At 42.9% G+C, this 23,377-nt stretch carries 17 protein-coding genes; 9 read left to right on the top strand and 8 right to left on the bottom strand.

The features are described 5' to 3' along the window. Positions 1-5 precede the first annotated feature (5 nt). From bamA to ACYVRA_RS05425, 5 genes are all read left to right on the top strand, one after another. On the top strand, positions 6-2,531 hold the full coding sequence (bamA, locus tag ACYVRA_RS05445) for an outer membrane protein assembly factor BamA (protein ID WP_461251737.1): 2,526 nt from the start codon (positions 6-8) through the stop codon (positions 2,529-2,531). Between the two features lie 30 nt (positions 2,532-2,561). Next, positions 2,562-3,092, top strand: a complete 531-nt coding sequence (locus ACYVRA_RS05440) for an OmpH/Skp family outer membrane protein (RefSeq protein WP_461251736.1) — start codon at positions 2,562-2,564, stop codon at positions 3,090-3,092. An 8-nt stretch (positions 3,093-3,100) separates the two neighbouring features. Further along, entirely contained in the window at positions 3,101-5,824 is a 2,724-nt protein-coding gene (mutS, locus tag ACYVRA_RS05435) for a DNA mismatch repair protein MutS (protein WP_461251735.1), read from the top strand. 59 nt (positions 5,825-5,883) lie between these two features. Beyond that, positions 5,884-7,173 (top strand): uracil-xanthine permease family protein, encoded by a 1,290-nt coding sequence (locus tag ACYVRA_RS05430; RefSeq protein WP_461251734.1) that lies wholly within the window; start codon positions 5,884-5,886, stop codon positions 7,171-7,173. 136 nt (positions 7,174-7,309) lie between these two features. Then, on the top strand, positions 7,310-11,449 hold the full coding sequence (locus ACYVRA_RS05425; RefSeq protein ID WP_461251733.1) for a GLUG motif-containing protein: 4,140 nt from the start codon (positions 7,310-7,312) through the stop codon (positions 11,447-11,449). An 88-nt stretch (positions 11,450-11,537) separates the two neighbouring features. Here ACYVRA_RS05425 and ACYVRA_RS05420 read toward each other — a convergent pair whose 3' ends face one another. The 4 genes from ACYVRA_RS05420 to ACYVRA_RS05405 all read right to left on the bottom strand — a co-directional run bounded on the left by ACYVRA_RS05420 (position 11,538) and on the right by ACYVRA_RS05405 (position 12,848). Then, complete coding sequence (locus tag ACYVRA_RS05420; RefSeq protein WP_461251748.1) at positions 11,538-11,714, bottom strand: addiction module antidote protein; 177 nt, start codon at positions 11,712-11,714, stop codon at positions 11,538-11,540. 136 nt (positions 11,715-11,850) lie between these two features. Next, on the bottom strand, positions 11,851-12,114 hold the full coding sequence (locus ACYVRA_RS05415) for a hypothetical protein (RefSeq protein WP_461251732.1): 264 nt from the start codon (positions 12,112-12,114) through the stop codon (positions 11,851-11,853). Then, on the bottom strand, positions 12,107-12,367 hold the full coding sequence (locus tag ACYVRA_RS05410) for a hypothetical protein (protein ID WP_461251731.1): 261 nt from the start codon (positions 12,365-12,367) through the stop codon (positions 12,107-12,109). Before ACYVRA_RS05410 ends, ACYVRA_RS05415 begins: the two co-directional genes overlap by 8 nt. 187 nt (positions 12,368-12,554) lie before the next feature. Then, the gene (locus tag ACYVRA_RS05405) at positions 12,555-12,848 is read right to left on the bottom strand and encodes a hypothetical protein (protein ID WP_461251730.1); all 294 of its coding nucleotides are present in this window, start codon (positions 12,846-12,848) and stop codon (positions 12,555-12,557) included. Between the two features lie 155 nt (positions 12,849-13,003). On the opposite strand from ACYVRA_RS05405, the gene ACYVRA_RS05400 reads away from it, so the two are divergent. After that, positions 13,004-13,720 (top strand): double zinc ribbon domain-containing protein, encoded by a 717-nt coding sequence (locus ACYVRA_RS05400; RefSeq protein WP_461251729.1) that lies wholly within the window; start codon positions 13,004-13,006, stop codon positions 13,718-13,720. On the opposite strand, the gene ACYVRA_RS05395 is transcribed toward ACYVRA_RS05400, so the two are convergent. From ACYVRA_RS05395 to ACYVRA_RS05380, 4 genes are read right to left on the bottom strand one after another with little or no spacing between them, the layout of a single operon-like run. Then, positions 13,717-15,057, bottom strand: coding sequence for a dihydroorotase (locus ACYVRA_RS05395; RefSeq protein WP_461251728.1), 1,341 nt, complete (start codon positions 15,055-15,057; stop codon positions 13,717-13,719). The two genes, ACYVRA_RS05400 and ACYVRA_RS05395, sit on opposite strands and share 4 nt — an antisense overlap. Positions 15,058-15,061: 4 nt before the next feature. Further along, entirely contained in the window at positions 15,062-16,687 is a 1,626-nt protein-coding gene (locus ACYVRA_RS05390; RefSeq protein WP_461251727.1) for a hypothetical protein, read from the bottom strand. A 25-nt stretch (positions 16,688-16,712) separates the two neighbouring features. After that, a complete protein-coding gene (greA, locus tag ACYVRA_RS05385; protein WP_461251726.1) occupies positions 16,713-19,490 on the bottom strand; it encodes a transcription elongation factor GreA in 2,778 nt (925 codons plus the stop codon). Positions 19,491-19,507: 17 nt separating this feature from the next. Next, on the bottom strand, positions 19,508-20,443 hold the full coding sequence (locus tag ACYVRA_RS05380; RefSeq protein WP_461251725.1) for a tetratricopeptide repeat protein: 936 nt from the start codon (positions 20,441-20,443) through the stop codon (positions 19,508-19,510). 59 nt (positions 20,444-20,502) lie between these two features. Here ACYVRA_RS05380 and rpe point away from each other — a divergent pair, with 59 nt between their 5' ends. The 3 genes from rpe to ACYVRA_RS05365 form a co-directional block, all read left to right on the top strand. After that, positions 20,503-21,165 (top strand): ribulose-phosphate 3-epimerase, encoded by a 663-nt coding sequence (gene rpe, locus ACYVRA_RS05375; RefSeq protein ID WP_461251724.1) that lies wholly within the window; start codon positions 20,503-20,505, stop codon positions 21,163-21,165. Positions 21,166-21,432: 267 nt separating this feature from the next. Further along, the gene (locus ACYVRA_RS05370; protein WP_461251723.1) at positions 21,433-22,377 is read left to right on the top strand and encodes a tetratricopeptide repeat protein; all 945 of its coding nucleotides are present in this window, start codon (positions 21,433-21,435) and stop codon (positions 22,375-22,377) included. Continuing rightward, positions 22,377-23,377, top strand: a 1,001-nt coding sequence (locus ACYVRA_RS05365; RefSeq protein WP_461251722.1) for a hypothetical protein, incomplete at its 3' end; no start/stop codon positions are given. The genes ACYVRA_RS05370 and ACYVRA_RS05365, both read left to right, overlap by 1 nt.

Genomic DNA, 23,377 nt, shown 5'->3' with positions numbered 1-23,377 from the left:
TTTTGATGAAATTTAGAGTATTTGTTTTTCTTTTATTTACAACGGCAGTATTGGGTTTTTCTCAAAATTTTGACGATGAATCATCACAATCGTCTGATGAATGGTATCAGGGCAAACCGATAAGGGAAATTGTTTTTAGCGGTTTAAAAAACATAGCCCAGTCGGAACTTGACGCGCTGATGAATCCGTACAAAGGACGTAATTTTACCAATAATATATTTCTTGAAATACAGGGAAAATTATACGCCCTGGAATATTTTGAAAGATTGGAACCGGGCATTCTGCGCTATAACACGGCCGGGAGCGAAGTAATTATAAAATTTACAGTGGTTGAACGCCCTGTTGTAGGCCGCATTAATTTTACCGGAAATACAGGATTGCGCCGCAATGAATTAATTGACGCAATTACAACAAAGACAGGCGATGTTTTTAATCAGGCTAAAGTCAGGACTGATATTGAGGCGATAAAGAATAAATACATAGAAAAAGGCTATCCAAACGTAATCATTACGTCTTCACAAACCCAATCGGGAGATTCAACCATTTTGCTTGTTTTTCATATAACGGAAAATGAAAAAATCTCAATATCAAAAATTGAATTTCAAGGCAACTTCAGATTTTCAAGTAACGCGTTAAGAGGGCAGCTCTCGTTAAAGGCGAAGTCCCTGCTGAATGACGGGGCTTTTCAGGAGTCAAAACTGCTTGCGGACAGGGAAGCCGTTACAAAGTATTATCACGATAGGGGATATATAGAAATGTCTGTAAAGGACGTTACCAAAACCGTGACTGAAACTGATAAAGGCACTAATTTAACGCTCACCTTTTTGATAGAAGAAGGAGAAGAGTTCAGATTTGGCGGCGTAACGTTTGAAGGCAATGTGATTTTTACATCGGAACAATTGGACAAGCTTGTAACTTCTAAAAAAGGCGAAATTGTAAACATGACAAGGCTGGAAATGGACTTGCAGCGCGTTGCTGATATTTATTATGAAAACGGATATATTTTTAACTCAATAATCAGATCCCCGTCCCGTAATTACCAGACAAATATTATTTCATATCACATAACAATTGTTGAAAGAGACAGGGCTTATATAGAAAATATTGTTATTATTGGAAACATAAAAACAAAAACCAGCGTAATTTTAAGGGAAATACCCATGGAAAGCGGCGATATTTTTTCTAAGGTAAAAATAATGGAAGCCCTGCGTAATCTTTATAACCTTCAGTATTTCTCCGTAATAATTCCTGACACTCTTCCGGGCAGCACTGAAAATTTAATGGATTTGGTTTTTACCGTGGAAGAACAGCCTACTACCGAAATTCAATTTGGATTTACTTTTTCGGGCAGCGCGGATCCAGACACGTTTCCCATATCCGGCCTTTTAAAATGGAATGACCGCAATGTCGCGGGAAGCGGCAATGAATTGGGAATTGAATTAAACTCGTCTGTTATTGATTCAAGCACTTTGTCCGTTAATTATTTGCATAGATGGGTGCTTGGCCTTCCTCTTTCGCTTGGAACTGATTTGTCGGCAAGTTATACAAAAAGGTACGCCACGATGGATAACCAGCCCCCATTTTTTAACGGTAATGAATCTTACGCTTTTCCCGACGGTTTTTCTTCTTATAGCGATTATTTTAATAAAAGTAAAACCCCTACTAGGGACTACCTGATGCAATATGAACAGTGGTATATATCATTAGGTTTTTCAACAGGTTACCGCTGGACTACTTTTATGGGCATTTTAGGCGTAAATGGGGGAATGCGATTTGGCATAATTAATAATTCATATAACGCCGAATTGTACAGGCCTTTTGATCCCGCCCTTAGGGAAGGCAATAATGATTGGAATCCAAAAAATTCATTGTGGTTTTCATTATCGCTTGATCAGCGCGACATTTATTACGATCCGTCTAAAGGTTATTACCTGTACGACAGAATTGGTTATTACGGAATCTTTAACGCTGAAAGGGAGCATTATATGCGTAATGACGTAAAAGCGGAATATTATTTTACTTTATTTAATATTCCCGTCACGGAAAAGTGGAATTTTAAAAGCGTCTTCGGCATTCACGCGGGACTGTCAACAATATTCCAACAGCCGGGACGTGACGGATTTACTGTTGAAGACGTAAACAAACTTGCCGTAGACGGCATGTTTATAGGAAGGGGCTGGAGCAATGAATACCGCAACAAGGGGTATTTGCTTTTAGACAGTTGGTTGGAATTGCGGTTCCCTATTGTGAACGGCATTCTCGCGTTTGATCTATTCTTTGATTCAGCGGGGATTGAGAGCGAACTTGGCGATTATTTTAACAATTTCACTATTGAAAATATGAGATTCAGTTATGGCGGAGGGTTTAGGTTTACATTGCCGCAATTCCCAATCCGCATAAGTTTGGTCAAGTGTTTTCAAATAGAAGATGATAAAGTTAAATGGAAACCGGGAGCCATTTTTGGATCTTCAAAAGAAAATGAAAGATGGATGGGTATGGACATTGTAATGTCTTTCGTGTTATCATATTAGAAATATTTATGTTTAAACTTTGGAGTATTTATGTCTAAACATGTTATTCTTTTTTTATCATTAAACGTACTGTGTTTATCGTGCGTTTTTGGCCAGCAGATTACCCGTTTTGCGGTGGTAGATCTGTCAAAAGTTTATATGGCTCATTTCAAAGACTCAAAGGCGGTAAGGGATTTTGAAGAAAAAAGCGCCAGAGTTCAGGCGGAAATTGACAAAATAACCAAGGAAATTCAAGCTCTAAGATCAAGGCATGCCGACGCTGTTAACGCTAACAATGAATCTGAAGCGCTTAGGCTGGAAAACCAAATCTACAGAAGGTCTGAACACTTAAAGGAGTATTACCAGACAAAAACGGCGGAACTTGATGATGAAAGAAGCAAATTGATGCAATCGGGAACATTTCTTAACCAAGTGTATGATGAAATACGCTATATCGCGGAAAGTGAAGGGTACACAATGGTTTTAAACATGAAAAACAATCCAAACATTATCTGGTTCAGCCCAATGATTGACATAACGGAAAAATTAATTCAGAATTTGCAAACAAGAAACAGACGTTAGTAAAAAAAATGGACGAGTTAAAAACCAGTCCTATGCTCGAACAGTACAGGCGCATAAAAAAACAGCAGGAAGGGAATATCCTTTTCTTCAGGCTGGGCGACTTTTATGAAATGTTCGCGCAGGACGCCATAGAAGTTTCAGCTTTATTAAACCTGACTCTTACAAGCCGTAACGGGCTTCCCATGTGCGGCGTTCCGTATCATGCCGCAAGAACGTATATTGCAAGGCTTTTAAAACTGGGAAAAAAAATCGCTATTTGCGAACAGCTGACCGCCCCCGGAAAGCAAAAAGTAATTGAAAGGGACGTTATAGAAATTATAACTCCGGGAACGACCGTAGACGATGATTTTCTTGATAAAGGCAGTTCCAATTACCTTTGCTGTCTTGCCTCCTGCGGACATGGCAAAAATGAAAGCGGCGTTACGCGCGATATTTCTTTTTCTTATATTGATCTTTCAACAGGGGATTTTTTTTCCACTTGTTTTTCAAGCGGGGGTGAAATACTGCGCCAGGAACTGGAGCGCCTTTCAATAAAAGAACTGCTTGTTCAGGAATCGCTTTTGGAAGAAAACAAAGAAGTGGCGCAGGCGGTTTATGACCGCCCGTCAATTGTTTTAAACCGCTGGGCTGACTGGCTTTTTGATCCCGCCTCGGCAAAATCAAGACTTGAAAAACAATTCGGTCTTGCAAACTTAAAAAGTTTCGGCATGGAAGAAACCTCAGGCGAAATAATTTCTGCGGGAGCGTTACTTGACTATCTTGAAACAACTTCAAAAAGCCTTTTGCCGCACATAAGGACGATTAAAGTTTACCGTGACGGCGAGTATATGGGCATTGACGAATCAAGCCAGAGAAATCTTGAGCTTTTGTGCAACCAAAGAGACGGGGACGTGCGTTTTTCGCTTTTAGAAGTAATGGATGAAACCCGCTCCTCGATGGGGCGCAGGCTCTTAAAAAGGCGCATTCTTCACCCGCTTCGAGACGTGGAAAAAATAAACAGGCGCCTTGACATTGTAGAGGATTTGTACCGCAGACAGGAGCGTTTAAGCAAGTTACGCGATATTTTAGGAAGAACTCCCGACCTTGAGCGACTTTGCTCAAGGCTTGCGATGGACAAGGCCCACGCAAGGGATATGCTTGCGGTAAAAAACGCGATATCCTATTTTTTTGCCATTACTGAACTTTTTAGCGAAGAATTAAACGAGGGGAAAATCTGTTTTGAGCGTGATGACGGTAAAAATAACAGTAACTTTGACAGCCTTTTACAGATACGGGATTTGCTTGAAAAGGGAATTCTTGAAGAGCCTTCGGTCTTGCTTAGCGAAGGCAACCTTATAAAAGACGGTTTTAACAAAGAACTGGACGATTTGCGCCTGATGAGGGACAACAGCAGGCAGATTCTTGAGAAGTATCTGGAAGAAGAAAAAATAGAAACGGGAATATCAAATTTAAAAATACGTTACAACAGGCTAATCGGCTATTTTTTTGAAGTTAAGAAAAACAGCCTTGATAAAGTGCCAAAACATTTTATAAGGCGGCAGGGAATGGCCGACGGAGAGCGTTATTCGACAGACCATCTTGCCGAAATTGAATCTGATATTAATGGGGCTTCTGACAAGGTAATCGAGCTTGAAAAAAAACTCTTTTTAGAAATACGGGAAGAGGCAAAGAAAAGCCTTGAGCTTCTGTCCGCCGCAGGGCGCCGTCTTGCGGAAATTGACGCGGCGCAGTCTTTGGCAAAAGCGGCTTCGGTAAGGGGTTGGACGCGCCCCGTCCTTGATGAAAGCCCATGTCTTGAAATCTACGAAGGGCGTCACCCCGTAGTGGAAGCGCATCTTGGACGCGGCGAATACATCCCAAACGATATTCTCTTAAATACTTCCTCCGCAGACATATCCTTCGCAATGATAACAGGCCCCAACATGGCGGGAAAATCAACTTATCTGCGCTCCGCCGCCCTTATAACAATTATGGCGCAGGCTGGCAGTTTTGTACCCGCTTCACAGGCGCGAATAGGGCTTTGCGACCGTATTTATTGCCGGGTAGGAGCCTCTGACAACCTCGCTCGCGGCGAATCGACCTTCCTTGTAGAAATGAATGAAACCGCTTTTATATTGAATACCGCAACTGTTAAAAGCCTAGTAATCATGGACGAAGTGGGCAGGGGAACCGGCACGAATGACGGGCTTTCTATCGCGTGGGCGGTAAGCGAGGAACTGCTTAACAAAATAGGATGCAGAACGCTTTTTGCGACTCATTTTCATGAGCTGTCGCTTTTATCGCATCCGCGCCTAGCGAACTATTCAATGGAAGTGTTGGAACAGGGGGAAAAAATTGTCTTTTTAAGAAAACTGAAAAACGGCCCCGCCGCCGAATCTTACGGCCTGTTTGTAGCTATGCTTGCCGGCCTTTCACGGAACGTTCTTGAAAGGGCGGGGCAAATAATGAAGCTTTTAAAACAACGGGACGCTGATTTAAGCGATACTTTTGGAGAGAATATTGTAAACCAATCTAAAAACAAGGTTTACGAAGAAAAAATTAATGATAATGACAGGTTTGAAAAGATGATGAAGGAGATAGAGCCTGATAAAATGACCCCTGTCGAGGCGTTAAACACATTATGCCAATGGAAAAAACTTATCAATGCGGGAATTTCATTTATTCCTGAAAAACAGTCAAAAACGCGTCAATTTAATAAGAAAGAAGACTCATCTCCCTCCCTGTTTGATTAGCTTATTTTGTTATATACAATCCCCAATTTTTAATATATAATGGGTGTTTGGAGGTACTTATGACAAATCAAGATATACTGCGTCCGCAGGATAAACCAAATCTGGCAAGATGGATTCCCTTATCGTTACAGCATGTTTTTGCCATGTTCGGAGCGACTATTTTAGTCCCAATTTTAACGGGGTTGCAGCCGTCAGCCGCGCTGTTTACGGCCGGCACCGGCACTTTAATTTTCATTCTTTGTACCGGAGCGAAAGTTCCGGCTTTTCTTGGCTCTTCATTTGCTTTTATTCCGGCATTAATCGCCATTGGTCAAAGCGCTCAATACGGCATTCATTACGCCCTTGGCGGCGCGATAGCCGCCGGTTTGTTTTACGCTTTAGTCTCGTTTGTTATCAGGTTTGTCGGAACAAAATGGCTTGATAAGGCGCTTCCGCCCGTCGTTATCGGCTCCGTTATCATAGTAATCGGCCTCTGCCTCGCGCCTACTGCGATAGGTATGGCGATGAATGACGGAAACGGAAATTACAGTTTAGTATATCTGTCAATAGCGGCTTTTACATTGGTAACTATAATAGTCGCGAATGTTGTACTAAAAGGCTTTTTCAGCACAATTCCTATTTTAATAGGCCTTGTTTTAGGGTATTTATTTACTTATATAATGGGATTAATTTTTCCGGCTTACGCTATTATTAATTTTCAAGTGGTAAAAGACGCCCACTGGTTTGGGTTTCCCACCTTCTACACTCCAAAGTTCAGTTTAGTTCCTGTTTTAACATTTATAATTATTTCGCTTGCCACAATCTGCGAACATTTAGGCGACGTGCTTGTTACAAGCAAAATTGTCGGTCAGGATTTTTATAAAAACCCCGGGCTTCACCGCACTTTATTGGGAGACGGTCTCGCGACGGCATGGGCTTCACTTTTCGGCGGTCCTCCAAACACGACTTACGGGGAAAATATCGGCGTTATGGCGATTACCCGCGTTTATTCAGTCTGGGTTATCGGTGGAGCGGCTGTAATAGCAATACTTCTTTCGTTCTTTACAAAAATAGGGGCGTTAATTCAAACAATTCCCTCTCCTGTTCTTGGCGGCATCTGTATGCTTCTCTTTGGAATTATCGCGTCAAGCGGCTTACGCACAATCGTAGAAAGCGGCGTAGATTTTAAGGATAAGCGAAACTTAACGATTAACTCCGTAATTTTAGTAATAGGCATCGGCGGCGGTCGTCTGGCGTTTAATATTACCAATGACCTTCATTTTGTGCTTTCTGGCGTAGCCCTTGCCACAGTTGTCGGAATTATTCTTAATCTGGTAATTCCTAAGACTCAGGTGGAAAAAACGGAGTAATTCGCAAGAGGTTCTCACAAAGAAGAGGGAAGAGGGGTTTTTGTCTGAAATCTTAGCATGGAGTTCATGATAAGTAGTGAACAAAGCCCCTTTTTACTACTTTACAACTTTCACAAAAAATGATAATATAATCTTAATGAAACAAAAAGTCGCTATAAATAACCAATTCCTGACACAAAAACTGTTGCTTAGTACCATATTAGGATTTGTTCATCCCCACCCCTTGACGGCGTGCATAATTGGCCCCCCCCCCCCCCCCCCCCACGCCATATCATCGGGCAACAAAATGAAAATAAAACCAATATCACTGCAAATTACCAGCCGCCCGCTTATTCTCGCTCTTTCCTTTCTTCTTTTTTCTCTTTTCATTTTTCTTTCGTCATGTGATTTATTCACCGCTCCCAAAGTTGATCTGTTTAAAGTTATCAGCGACGAGGTGGATTGGGCAAACGCGGCAAAACTGACGGTAACCGTCGCCGTTCCTTCGGATTGGGGCAATAGCCCGCAGTTTGGGGAAGGCAAGTGCGGCGATACGCGGTTGGGCTACCCGTTCAATGCGGAGTTTACGCCTAGTCCGGGGTACGGCTTTAGGGGGTGGCTTGCGTTTAACAGCAATGAATATAACCAGGCGGGTATAATCGCCCTTGGTTATGAAGAGGCGTTAAGCGGTTCGCTGAACGGAAATGGCGTTGACGTAACCGGCGGAGAGGTTACCAATACCGGCGCGTATCCGGCAACAGTTACTATCCGCGTGAACATACCTGTCACCCTTGTCCCGTTCTGCGACAACCGTCCGCAGGTAATACGTTCCAACCCGCCGCTTATACCCGCTTTAAGCGCCTTCCCATACGATCAGAGAATCTCAGTCTGGTTCAATATGGCGGTAAAACAAGACACAGTAGTCATGGGCGATACTGTTAAGGTGAGCGCGATTTACAATTCGGGCGTAAATAACGGAAAGCTGTTTGTAAAAGAAACGGGCAGCGTGTACATTACGGACGGCGACATATCGGGCTACTTTGAAGCTTCGTTCCCGGAAAATGACGTTCTTATGCTTTCCGTAAAAAATTCGGGCGGCTATCCGGCTAACGATCTGCAACTGCTCAATATCAGCGTGGAAATAGGGCAGGGGGTGCAAAACCTGAACGGAATTACGATGGCCGCCGCTCAGACCATAACTTACCTTACCAGCACTAGCGAGGCGCAAAAAGTTTATGAGGCGTTTAACATACAGGCAAGGCGGAAGAATGACGGCGGCGGAAATGACGCGGTATGGTTTGCGGACGGGCAGAGGTGGAACGACCCGGAAATAGACCGCCGATTTAATTGGAAGGTAACGGACGGGTATCAATATGACACGGTATATATCAGGTTTACCGTAACTAACCCCGAAGGGGTGTCGGTTTTGCCGAACCGCTTTATCGTTACAGAGCAGTTCGCCAATTATTTAAACGGTTTGTCCGCAAGCGGAAGCGCCACGCCTGAAACGTACTATGACATTACCCCTGTTGGCGGTTACTATTATATTAACCATAAACTGAAAACCTTAGCGCCCGGGATTATCCGCATGGTAATCCGGCCATGGTATGAAGATACTGCCAATGACGGCAACAGCATAAGAGAGCAAGATTTTGATTCGGCGGTGAACGTCTTGCATTTTGTAACGGTGGTGATGGACACCGACGCGCCCGGCGGCAAACTTAGCGACCTAGGCGCGGCGATAACGGGCGGATTGACGCCTGACGCTGTCCCAAACGCGGCAAGCGCATACACTTTTGGTTCAACATCGGATATGACCTTTTCGCTGAACAACATTGAAAATCTTTCCGACAACGGGAGCGAAGGCGGCATACCGTATACCGGAGCTTATAACAAACCCTGGACGATGGACGAGTGGGGCAAACTTGAATGGCGGGTATGCGTCAATAGAATATCGGGCGATACCTTTACGGTTGACTCAGGCTGGCTCAGCGTCAATGACGAATTGAATAGGTCGCTTACCAAAAGCGTTTCTGGATTGATACAGGGGAATGATTATACGGTAGAGGTGTATTTCCGCGACAGTATGGGGAACGTATCCGTTATGGCTCCTTGGGGCGTGATAAGGACGATGGCAGGAACTCCTGTTTCCGTTACCGGGCTTGAAGCGAATGTAAATCCGGCAGGGGACGGGATAACGCTTAATTGGAATACGCCGCCGAATAACCCGCCCGGTAAACCGTTGGAAGATAACAACATGCTCGGGGCGCGCGTGTATGTAAACGGAATTTTACAAAAGACAGTCAGCGGCGTATCTGCAACCCAAACTTTGGACAAGAGCAGTTTTATCACTGTTCCTAAAATAAACGCGTCCAACGTGAGGGACGGCCAGGCGGTAACTGGCGTGCAGAGATACGACATCAGCGTAGTAGGATATAACGCCGCCGGAGACGCGGCTCCCGTAACGCTGTCGGTCTGGAACATTCCCGATATGAGCGTAAGCGTGTCAAATCCGGCAATCGAACTTTCGCAGAATAATTTTACTGCAACATTGAACGCGAACTTTTCAGGAACGTTAGTGCTTACAAGCGATGTCAATGTGAGCGATTGGGTTCCACTCGGCGCCTTTACCGGCAAATTTTACGGCAACGGGCATACGGTTAGCATTAACGGCTTTGCGGCTGCGGGCAGCGGGAACGCCAATATCGGGCTGTTCGGCGAAGTGTCCGGCGGCTTTATCCGAGACCTTGCCGTGCGGTATTCGGGTTCTGGCGACGTAACTAGCTTCGACGTATCCCGTTCCGGCGAAACCCGCTTCGGCGGCATAGCCGGCATTATGTCGGGTACGGCGAGATTGGAAAACACGCTTGTTTTGGGCAGTTTTTCAGTTACGGTGGTCACTGACGATAATATGGAAGTCGGGGGCTTCGCTGGAAGAATGAGAGACTCGTCAAGTATAGAAAACGCCTACGGCGGGCTTGATCTTACGGTGAATCACCCCACCAATAGAAACGATATGAAAGGAAGTTCTGTTTACATGGGCGGTATTGCAGGAGTTATTACGGGTGACGGAAGGAATAAAGGCGTAATGGTTAACGTTGATAAAGTAACAGTTGTAGGAAATATCGACGTTACTGCCAGCGCTTGTTATACAGATGAATTATATGAATATGAGGGGCTTGTCACAGGCGGGCTTGCGGGCATTGTTTTCGATGCTGTAATAAAAGATTCCGCTTACCGGCAGGGAAATATTACTGTAAATTTACTTTCCGGAAGTTTCTATATTGGAGGCGCCTTTGGGATAATTGGATTTTTAGAAGACGCATTAAGTGTTTATAGTAATGGATTTTTAGGATTGTTAATTGATAGCCAGCTTTATGCCGCAATAACCAACTGTTCCGCCAGTCCCAGAACCTTTGATGTCATAATACCTTCTGAGGTCAGACTACTATTTATTGGAGGTTTCGTAGGCCAGTTTAACGAGTCAGATGTTTATAATTGTTATTCTGACAGCCCTTTAACGGTAAATTCAAGTAGAACTCCCTTTTATATAGGAGGTTTTGCCGGTTATATTATGAAATCTAGCATTACATACTGTTATTCAAAAAGTGATATAAATGCTATAAGAGGTAATTATGTAGGCGGTTTTGCAGGTTGGACATTAAACAGCAATATCAAATACTGTTATGCATCGGGAAATATAAAAGGAATAGCCTGTTATTCGGTAGGGGGGTTGATTGGTGCGAGTGAAGGTTCAAACATCGAAAACTGTTACTCTCTGGGGAATGTATCTGCCTATGCAACTATGTCTGGCGGTTTAACAGGGGAATTATATTTGTCAAATGAATATAAAAATAACTTTTCAATGTGTGAAATAACTAGTAATTCAAATACAGGAGGTCTTTTTGGTGTCGCATATGATGGGGCGTCTTTACAATATAATATTGCTTTGGGCGCAAGCATCACGGCTACCAGTTCAAGTACCATAAACATCGGGCGGGTCTGTGGAAATTTAGACGGCACTTCTATTTATTTATCTAACAACTATGCTAACGGTGATATGACGCTCTCAACGCGCACGGTCAGTGGTGCGGCATGGACTACTGTTACCCCGTCTGCGGGAACCGACTCAAAAGACGGCATAAGCGCTTCCGAAGTCAGTTTACGCAACCCGACTTATTGGAAAAATACTCTACATTTCTTAGACGAAGACTGGATTTTCACCACCACAGTCGGTATGAACCATCCCATTCTTAGGTTGGGAAAAAACGGTCCAGAGATGGGGGGACAGAGGTAGGGGGGAAAGAAGTGAGAAGTGAGAAGAAAGAGAGGGATCGAATTATTACGTGGGGATGGATAAGGGCAAAGCCCCAGCACGTCTGCCATTATGTCGGTACTTTCTGCCTGATGCTTAACTGAAATCCTAAATTGTCCAGTACCCGTACTATGGTTATAAAGGATGGGTTTCCCTGCGGAGACAGAGCGGTATACAATCCCTCCCTGTTGAGGTTCAATTCCCTTGCAATTTGCGCCATGCCTTTTGAACGGGCTATATATCCAATTGTTTTGAACAGAGTACACGCTTAGTGTCAGGCAACAATATTCCGATTTGGATTTATACAAAAAAATTCTCACAAAGGACACGGAGAAAGAGAAGGACACAAAGGGGGAAGAAAAATGAAGAATGAGAGGTAGGAGTTAGTGGGTAGTGGACGCTGGAGCGTGATCAAGTGAAGTTGAAAGACCCAGTTCGCGGCGGATCATACTGCTGATGATTTCCGTAGGACTTTGTTTGGTTGATAACATTTTAGCTGTAAGATACTGCGCTGAAAACTGATCAAGAATAACCATCATATTGCGGTGCTTGATAAAAGGCCCCTCCACTGTCGGGCTTACCTCTGGGGTGGTCTTGGTTAAAAGCTCGTCCAGTTCCCATGCTTCTTGTTCGGTCATATCAGACATAATAATTCTCCTCCGCTAAATGATAAAATTCTTTTCTGCATTTCATGGCATGAAAGACATTATAACTCCCATCCGTCCTTATATTATACATGATTTCAAGCAAATTGCCATTATGGTCAAAACCAATGAGCAAGTACTTGTTCTGATACTTTGGCATAAGGCGGTCAACCAGAGGAAACGCCAATGCCTTGAGTATATCTTCCTCGGTTATGTCCTTGTGCTTTAATGCTGATTCATTGATTATGACATTCATAAAATAAGTATATCATGTCGGGGAAAAAGAAAAAAGAAGAGAGAAAAATGAAGAAAGAGGGAGGAGGCAGCGCATCGTGCCTACTCTCTCTTTGTGTTCTTTGTAAGCTAAGAGTATGGCAATAAGTTCAGTTTACTAATAATAACGCTAATCACTACCCGTTAATTACTAACCACTTTTGTCTGTCTCACAACTTGGCGATTGTCTCGGTCGATAACCCGGTAACAGCTTGTATCTGTTCCGTTAAAAAACCTATTGTTTTCATCTTTCGGGCGTTTTCAAGTTTTTCTTCTTTACGGCCTTTGTCTTCAGCGTCTGCTATCATGCTTCGCCAGTCAAGTTCGCTCTTTATCAGAGTAGTCATCCGCGCATATTCTATTTCGTCTTTGGTGATGTTTATCAATGTGTCTACCGCCATCGCTATGCCCTCTTCTTGATTTATTATTTTAATAATTTTAGCCCTTTTTTCTTCGTCTGTCAAAACAACTCCATAATAGTTTTTTCCTGAACCTTCAAAAAAAGGTTCATCTATATATGGCGTGCAGATGCGTGGCGCTTGACCGTTTTTATAAATATTTCGAAAAAAAATTTTCAAATTCAGTCAAGCGCCACGCATCTGCACACCCATATAGGGTTATGAAAACTTTTAAGAAAATCTTTTTGCAGGCGAAAAACCTGCTCTTTCCGGAAAATTGCGCTCTTTGCGAAAGCGCGTTAATCGGGAGTGATGAAATACGGTTGGGGCTGTGTAGGGACTGCGTTTTAATGATTGATTCCGTCGCGGCTGACAATGGCAAATGCATAGTATGCGGAAAACCGCTGATTAGCGAGGAGGAGACATGCCTGTCCTGCCGTAACGCGAGGCGTTCTTATGACAGGTTATGGGCGCTTTTTCCGTATACGGGAAAATACCGCAAGCTGCTTACGGCGTATAAATTCGGGAAAAAACTGCCTGTCGCGGATTTTTTTGCGGAAAAAATCGCGGAAGTTATTAACAATGAGCCGCTTCTGCGAAACGCGGTAATTGTTCCTGTTCCGCCGAGACCCGGTAAAATTAAGGAGGCGGGTTGGGATCAGGTTGATTATCTTGTGAAAAGACTTAAAAAGTATTTGCCCGGCGTTGTTGTAAGCCGCTGTTTAAAACGCGGCAAATCAAAGGCACAAAAACAGTTAAACCGCTCACAACGCCTTGAAAATTTAAAAGGACGAATTGTCATAAACGGCGACACGCCGGATGTAGCGTTAGTAATTGATGATGTAATGACGACAGGCTCTACAATGGAAGTTTGTTCTAACGTATTAAAAGAGGGCGGGGCGGAAAAAGTTTTTGGGATTTGCCTTTTTTATGATTAACGCAAGCATTTTGGTTTAACGTGTATTCCATGTCCTTTAACGCCTGTGAGCTTTCCGTCCTTCACTACAAATTTTCCTCTTACTAATGTCGATACGGGACAGCCTTGCACTTCCATTCCCTCATAAGGGGTTGTTTTGCTTTTTGAATGAAGTTCGCTTGCCCTGATTACTTTTTTCATGTTCATGTCAACAATGGTAATATCAGCGTCCGCGCCGTCGCGAAGATTTCCCTTTTGAGGGTAGATATCCCAAATCCTTGCGGGCGCTTCGCTTGAAAAGCGCACAAAATCATTAAGAGACAAGTTTCCTTTGTTTACTTCGTTCAACATAAGGGGAACTGTAGTCTCAACTCCGCAAATACCCGCCGGCGCGTCCCAAAGCGGAAGAGCCTTTTCCTCTTTAGTATGCGGGGCGTGATCGCTCGCTATAAAATTAATTTCGCCTCTTTTTAAAGCCTGCCATAGGGCTTTATTGTCTTCTTGTCCGCGAATCGGCGGGTATACCTTGTGCGCGTCTTGAGTATCGACAAATAAAAGATAGTGGGGGCATACTTCCGTTGATATGTCCATTTTTTTTTGTTTGGCCTGCGCGATTAGCGAAAGCCCTCTGTCGGACGTTATGTGATGGATATGTATTTTAGCCTTTGCATATTCATTGTAATAAATGACAGTCTGAACCGCTAACGCTTCCGACATTACCGGCCTTGCCTGAGACAGCAATTTGCCGTCGCTTAAATTTGTTTTGTTTTTACAGACGCTTGTAAAGTACGAATTTATCTCGCTTGTTTCGCAATGAAACCCTATTCGCAAATTGAGTTTTACGCTTTTTTCCATCTGTTGAATTAAAATACCGGCTGATGGGCAAGCGATGTCGCCGGTTGAAGTTCCAAAAAAAACTTTAAAACCCAATGCGCCCAATTTTTTTAATTTTTCCATTTCGTCCAAATTATCGTTTGTTAATAGCGCGAATAGGGCGAAATCAACATAAGATTTTTTTTGCGCTATTTTAATTTTTTCTTTTAAATTCTGCGCGGTTGACGTAACGGGAATTACATTCGGCATATCCGCGACCGTGGTTACGCCGCCAAAAGCCGCCGCGACGCTGCCTGTTTCAAAATCTTCTTTTTCAGTAAGGCCTGGGTCGCGAAAATGAACGTGGGCGTCGATAATGCCCGGCAGTATATGTTTGCCTTCCGCGTCATATATGTCATCGGCGGTGTCGTTATGGTGCAAGTCGCCCGTTCTGCAAATTATTCCGTCTCTTATGGCGACATCAGCCTTATAAGTTCTTAAATGAGTAACAAGAATCCCGTTTTTTATAATCAGGTGGTAATGCAAAATGTCAGCCCGGCACTTTAACGGACATAAGCATGCGGTTCAGCGCGACAAGAGGGTCTTCATACATTTCAAACCTGAAACGCATCTCGTAATTCTTATCTGAAACAACTCTTATTGATTTGTTTATGCAGTCCTTTACTTCATTCGAGCCGATCTCTGGGAAATATTTCGGTTTTTGCGGGATAAATGAAAGCGAGGCGCCGTTCCTCCGTATTTCACCGATATGCGACGGCATTGGAACAAGGAAAATAAGATAGTCGTCCGCTTTTCCGCCGCCAACAGACAGGCCGTAACCCGATTTTAAAGAATGGATATTCCTTTTTCCTATTTCCGTATTTTGATCTTCTACGATAAAATTTAAAAGGAGCGGGCCTGACGCGTTAATCGCGGGCTGTTTGTCTTTATCAAGTTTTACAGGCCTGTCTTCGTAGGGAGTCGTCCTCCTGCCCTGAACCGCCGCGTAACTCGCAAGGTCTTTGCTGTGATCCTTGAATCTGGTTTTGTCTTCGGAAGAAGAGACTTCCGCCATCACGCGGTTGGGGCTTGAGCCGAGCCTGCGTGACGCGAAATAAATAATAAGGCCTAAAATTACAAGGGCGATAATAATTATTAAAAGAATAAACGGCAATGAGGAAGAAAATAATCCGCTTCTTTCTTTATCTTTATTTGTAACCTTGGAAGTATTGTCAGACGCTAACGCGTTATCTGAAACGGAAGCTTCGTTTCCTGATTCAGTTTTTGATGGCTGTGATACGTTTGAGCCAGTGGAGCCTGTAGAAACTTGCCCTGCCTCTCCTGCGTCCGTTTTCGCCGCTGAAGACGCGCCTTCCGTGGAAGTCGTACCCGTCGCGGCGGCTGAACTTGCACCAGAAGTTGAATTTGCCTCGGATGTCACATTTGTTCCTGAAGACTTATTTGTTTCAGAAGCCGCGTTTGTACCGGTCACGCTTGTTCCTGACGCCGTTTCTTTTGCTGCTACCGCCCCTGAAGTTTTACCCGCCTGAGAAGTTGTATCCGTTTTTGTTTCAGTTTGAGATGGGGGACGAGACGCCGCATTTGATGATGTTGGTTTATTAGCAGCCGTAGTTGTTTTTGCTTCTGGACGGCCTGATTTTGGCAAATTGGAAAGAGGACGGCCTGGAGTCACCTGAATATAATCCAGCGTAGTATTTCTGGAATTAAGGCGCTGTTTTGAAGCGTTTACAAGGGTAACAGTATCAGGGCCGCCCGTGGTAATAAGGACGATTTTTTTCGCGCGCGGGGGAAGGGAAGTCACGTAACGTTCGGCAAAGGCAAGCGCGTTTGTAACATTGCTTCCGTTTTCTACCGGATATTGAATAAGCATGCGCCCTATTATTGTTTCAATATCGCCTATTCCCAAAATGATCCTCGCTGAATCAAGTTTGGGATTGGCGGAAAAAGTAACTAAATGAAAAGTGTCGCCTACCCGCAGGAAATCGTTAAGAAATTGACCTGTGATATAATCATTTACATTATCATAAGAAGAACTCATTCCTGATGAAGTGTCTAAAAGCAACACAAGATCAATGTTGGCAGGGGAATTATTTTGTCCGTAAGCGCAAAAAAGAGCGCTTAAAATTAATAAAAATATAAAAATGTTTCTTTTCATAAATTCACCTCTTTATTAACAAGCGTTAAATTTCCACCGCTGATATTTTCTCAATTAAATAGGAAATCTTCTCTTTGTTAATGGCAAATTCAAATTTCTCACCTTCCGTCCTATTAAGTATAGCACTGCCAAACGGAGAAAGATAGGAAATAATGAATTTATTCGGATCAGATTCCCACGGTCCAAGAATGGTAAATTCCTCTTTTTTGTCCGCAGTTTCGTTGAAAAGAACAACTTTTGTGCCAAAGGATACCTTGAGCGTATTTACGGAATTCGGGTCGAAAAGCTGCGCCCTCTCGATTTCTTCCTTGAGTTTTGCCACCTGTGAATTGAGCTGTTCCTGTTTTTCCTTCGCCGCCTTGTATTCAGCGTTCTCGCGCAGGTCTCCCAAAGAAAGCGCGTATTCGATTTCCTTTGAGTTGGCTGGGACTTCCACTTCCATGATGTGCGCGAGAATTTTCTTTTTCTCTTCGTACATGCCCTGTGTCACCAAAAGCCCGCGGGAAACTTTCTTTTCCGTATCGCCGAAAAATTTAAAGCCCGGGTATTTATCAAGGATTCTTGAGCGCAGATTGAGTTTGTCCTGCGGGTCAAGGTCTTTTACGTCGTTAATAAAGGTGAAAATTCTAATAATCGCGTCTTCGTCTGAATTATCGATAAATGATTTTAATTCGCCTTCTTTAAAAAGTATGTTATGAACCAGTTTGTTAATTTTTCTGTTTTCTACGGTGTCCTTGGAATTTTCTATGTCGCGGAAAGTAACGTCTAAAATGTGAATAAGGGTGATAAGCTGTTTTTCTTTGCCGATATTCGCCGACTTAAACCATGATTTTTCCATCGCGTTTTTATAAAGCCAGACGACAGCCTCTCTGCATTCACGGTAGCGGTCGAAACAGTCAACGCAAAGAGCGGAAAGTTTGTCTTCAAAACCGGCTTGTTCAAGCTGTTCTGTAATAGAGGCAAGCTGTGAATAGGGAAATAGTTTTATATAGATGTCAGGCCAATTACCGATATAATGTTTTACATTGCTAAGCAGTTCCGTTTTTAATTTTGTGTCTTTTAAATTTTTAAACAGCGCGGGAACGTCTTTAATGCTTGAAAAAATTTCCGCGAAATCCGAAGAAAAAGACGATTTAAGATGGGAATAATTTTTATTCGCGGTAATTTCATTTAACAATAGAAAGGACGCTACCGCATACTCGGCGTTTTGATTCACGGTATCGGCGGATCTGCGCGAATCTTCCGCTTCCGTTCGGGAAGGAAGGCGCAGAAATGCCGTAAAGTAGGAGAACATTTCCATAAACAATTCCGAATCAGAAGAGGCGTTTTTATTATTGACATAATCCCGAATCGCGGATACTTTGTCGTAAAAATTCTTCTGGGCGCAGAATTCATTGTAGAGTTTCTCGGTAACGCTTACCGGCCTGTCGCGCACGATGAAAATATCGCTGTCCTCTGGACTTACCCCGAAATCGGGATTTGATTTTAATATGTCGCGCGCCTTGGAACTCCAAGTCGCCCATTCGCCCGCGGAAAGCAGGGCGGGGGAGAGCTCCGCTTTGATCCTTTTCATGTCGCAGGCGTTGCCGAAACTTTTTATTATTGTTTTTAAAGTCCAAATAATATTTTCGTCTTTATCTTTAATTTTTTCGCGGATTTCTTCTTTTTTCTTTGTGGCTTTTAACACCCATATATGGTCTTTTGAAAGCGTTTGAAGGGCGTCTACCGCCATTTTAAGCGACATCACATGACCGCGCTTTTTTGAAAAGTCGATTTTTATTTCATCGCCGACAATGCTCGCGATGCGCCCGACTCCCCACGTGCGGTGATACACGAAATTGCCTTTGTCAAAGGCTATGTGTTTTTCAAAATCGGCAATCGCCTGATGAACGGCGCGGTAATTCTGGGAAAGATTGGAAATGCGGACGTATTCCTCAAGCTGGCTGTGGGCGGCGTATTTTTTTCTGAAGCACTCGATTATTTCCCTTCTCCCGTGAACGTCCTTTTCGTCGTATTCAAGAATGATTTTTAAAATATTAATCGCTATGTCAATATCAATGTTTTTGTATTTTGCGTAAAGTTCATTTAACAAACTTACGGTCTTGTCTTCGCTTATCGCCTTCGCTATCTTTTTCTGAATGTGAAGGAAGAAATCAATATCTTCGTATGATATGCTGATAAGTTTTTCCCAAATTTCCTTAACGCTGGCGAAATTCCCCTTATTAATGTAACGGTGAAGGGCTTTTTTATAGTAATCAATAGTCTCTTCTTTTTTGCCCTGTTTTTCATAATGCTCAGCGAGGGATTTTGTTATATCGGCTTCTTCAAAATCCACTTTTACAAGCCTTTCCCAAACGCCTAATATTTTGTCTTCTTCATTGTCATTTTTATAACATTCAGCTAACGTCCTTAGCGCGTACTTTGATTCGCCGTGATCTAGAATCCTGTCGCACAGATATTTAACGATACCCCATTTGTGGTTATCTAAAAATATTGATACAAGGTTGATCATGGCCGAGTCGTCGATAATCTGGCGCGATAAGGCGATCATGCCTGACAGATAAAGGGCGATTAAACTGTTCCTTGTGTGCACTAAATGTTCGTCGCAGTCTTTTTTAAGCTCGTCAATAGCTTTTTCTTCACGGGCAGTTTTAAGAATCGCGTCAAGTTCCTTGAATTGGTTGGTTGAGTAATTGCTCAAGCTCGCTCTGGTCCATTTTTCTTCATTTAACGTTTCATGCAAATTTTTTAAAAGGGTTTGCGCGTTTTCTGACAATGTTACCGCCGTATCAGCATTATTCATACAATTTTTCTCCTGTCCTACCGGGCATACATACTGTAAATATCCGGATCGGTTACTTTTATTTTTAATAAGGTCTCTTCAATCAATGAAGGATCCTCATGGCTGTTTTCATAATAATCAATAAGCCAAAAATAATGATTTAAAAGCTTCGGCTTTAAAATTGGCTTCCTTGCGGGGTTTGAATCATATTCGGCTTCCAGCGCAAAAATCGACTGTTTAAGCCTTCCCGCTTCGGTTTGTTTTAATTCTCGCTTTACGGAAAATACCCCCCATAAATATCCGTAAACGGGTATCCATTCGCTTAATTCTTCGCCTCTGTAACCAAGCTGTGAAACGCTGTCGCGAAGTTTCAAAATAAAAGCCGATTCCATAAACCGCATGTCAATCTTTAACGGATCTATGAAAAAAGCTTCCCTAAACAATGTCTTGGCAGTTTTTGTCCGCGCTAATAAAGCGTTAATATCGGCCACTTCGGCAAGAGTCTCGGCGTCGTCCTTTTTTATTTTGATTGCCTGCACAAGGTAATTAAGCGCCTTGTCATAATCGCCGATTCCCTTATAACAGCGGCCAGCTAAAAGCAATAAACCGCCGTCATGCTGGTTTGCCGGGTTTGAAAGTAATCCTTCAAAAAAAAAGAGCGCTTTTGAATAAACAAAGTACCTTATGGAATATTGGCACTGTTCAAAATTTTGATTTAGCTGCTCCAGAAAAACATAGTATTGCTTTAACAATGAAATTAAGGCAGCTCCTTTTTCGTAAGGGTTTTTTATATCGTCAATCCTCCTGATGTGTTGAAGCCACCAGTTAACGCATTTAAGCGCGTGTTTGATTTCTTCGTTTTCATAGTCACAATCCATGGCTTGTTCTAAAAAATTACAAGCCGCCGCAGGATCAGAGGCTTTCAGTTTTTCATAGGCTATTTTTAACAGCCCCGCAACCTGCCCATTTTCCATTTTTTCCTTTTTTCAGTATACCATTTTTTTTATGTTTGACAATAGTATGTCTAAAGTGTATGATGTTAAAAATGAACAAAATTGTCGTTTCACCATCTATTTTATCAGCGGATTTTGCCAATTTTGGCAATGCCGTTTCAGAGATCGAAGATTCGGGCGCTCCGTGGGTACATCTGGACGTAATGGACGGTTCTTTTGTGCCGAATTTAACCTTCGGGCCGCAGTTAGTACGCGCTTTACGCTTAAAATCAAAGGCTTTTTTTGACGTTCACTTAATGGTAGTCAATCCAGAGCATTTTTTAAAGGATTTTGCCTACGCCGGAGCCGACGCTATAACTTTCCATTATGAGGCGGCGGTTCATTCCCATAAATTCTTAACGGAATTACGCGAACTAAGGGTGCTTGCCGGCATAGCGATTGCCCCCTCCACGCCCTGTTCCGTATTGGAGGAAGTTCTGCCCTTTATCGACATAGCTCTGATTATGACCGTAAACCCCGGTTTTGGCGGGCAGGAATTAATTCCCGAATGTCTTAAAAAAGTTGAAAAACTGGCAAAAATAAGGGATAAAGAGGGTTATAAGTTCAGAATTTCCGTTGACGGCGGAATTAACGAAAAAACCGCCGAAAAAGCCATAAAAGCCGGTGCTGACACGCTGGTAATGGGGTCAGCGTTTTTCGGTAATACTGACCAAAAAAGCCTTGTAGACAGGCTTCAAGGCTAAATATTCACAAAAGACATCTCGCAAAGGCGCGAAGGCGCAAAGTTTCTGTCCGATAGCCCATTATTGATCTAGATATATTAGTTTAACTACAAATCTTGAAGGAAAAACGATGATCCTGCAAATAACAACTTTGCGCCTCTGCGTCTTTGCGAGAGGAAATTTGAGAATAATGTTTTGTACTAGTTCGTGTGGTTCGTGGTGGAAATTTTTCTTTATTGGACGCATCTTTTATTGGAAATTTCAGCCGAAATTTAATATAATATGAGTATGAAACATAAAAAAGGCGTTTTGCCGTTTGTTTTGTTATTACTGCTGATTTGCGCTGATTTTCTGGGAGCGCAGGAAAGTCCGCAGGCGCAGTATACGCGCAGGTATCAAAACGGAATACAACTTTATAAGTTGGCTCGTTATCAGGAAGCGGCTGTTGAATTCCGCCGCGCGCAGGAAATTGCCCCAACTGTCAATGATAAATCAGCGGCTCTTTATTGGGTTATTTTAAGCCAACTGGCGTACTCAGATTTCGGTTCCGCGGTAAAGGACATGGAAGAGCTTATAAAAATCGCGCCTAATTCGCCATATACAAGAGATATGCTTTACCACCGCGGCAGAGTTTATTATAACCAGGGCTATTACGAAGAAGCGCTGTTTTATTTAAACCATTACAATCAATCCACGACGGACGCCGACCGCCAATCCGCGGACAGAAGAGCTGCGTCTTTTTTCTGGATGGGCGAATGTTTATACGCGATGGGGCAGTATGAAGAAGCGGAAAAATTTTACGCGTGGGTAATCGCAAGATACAATGACAGCCCTAAAGTGGAAGCCGCCGCTTACCGCATAGATTTAATTAAACAAAAGAAAATAGAATCCGAACTATTAGCTCTTTTACAGTGGAGTCATGAAGAAGCTCTTCGCACGAGCGAAGATTACCAAAGAACGATAAGAACTTATGAATATACCCTTAACATGTATCAAAGGCGGATAGCCGAACTTTCAAACAATGAAAGCGCTATTTTAAATATGAACAATCAGGAATTCAGGCCAAGCGGCGCCCAGCAGCAAACAACCGAAGAATCTGCCGCGCCCGAAGGAAGATTACAGGAACCTGAAAGCGTGGAGTATACATATAATGATTATTTAATTGAAAGGGCAAGACAGCTTGGAAACAACGTTCAGGAAATTTTAGATCATACTGAAAGCGGAGGGCGCTGATGTTCTCCCGTAAAGTTTTTACTTTTGCCTTGTTTTTATTAATTTTTACATTTGGCGGTTGTTTATCTTTAATGCAGATGGAAGAAGGCAATGAACAAAGCAAACGCGGCGATTCAACGAAGGTTCCCAATGACGGATATATCAGGCTGGTTCTTAATAATAAGACAGGCAGTTTTTTGCTTTATTATCTTACAGATACTAAGACGCGGCGTTATGAGCCATTATTTAACGTCGAAGAGCCTTTAGCCAGTTTTTTATCAATTAACATAGACGGCAAGGTTTACCGTCTTGGCAACAATAAGCAATTTCAAACTAAAATTGACCGGATAAACGGGGATCCGGCCATTGTTTTTGAATCGCCATTTGTAAAAGTGACCCAGATTTTTACGCCGGTTAAAACTTCCGGTTCAGAAGCGACAAACGGGGTTATGATAACGATTAAGGTTCAAAATACCTCATCTGTGAAATCCGCTATTGGAGTGCGGTTGCTGCTTGATACGACTTTGGGAGAAGGGCGAAGGAGGGTTCCGTTTCTTACAAATACGCAGGTTATTACGTCGGAAACTCTTTTAGAAGGCCATTCAAGCGAATTATTCTGGCTTTCACGCGGAAGTAAAACTTCTTTAATGGGAAGCATCGTTAATCCTGTAGAAAGTTTGGGAAAGGGTCCTGAGCTTATACACATAGCAAACTGGAAAAGATTAAATGACGCGCCGTGGAAACTGAATTTTACGCAAGGCCGGTCTTTTAATAATCTGCCCCATTCTGTAGGCGATTCCGCGGTATGTTATTACTTTGGTCCTGAAATACTTGATCGCGAAAAAATATTAACTTATACGTTATTCCTTACAACGGAAGATTTAGCGTGGTACAAATTGACATTTGTACCCGCGCACATATCAGGTTCAAGAACGCCAGCGTCAAAACCAGCGGAAGCGGCTTCAAACCCTACTGAACCGGCGGCGCAAGCTGGCGAACAAGTGGTAATTATAGTTTCCCC

This window comes from Treponema sp. R8-4-B8 (assembly GCF_054786175.1).
This window is presented reverse-complemented; position numbering and strand designations above follow the sequence as displayed.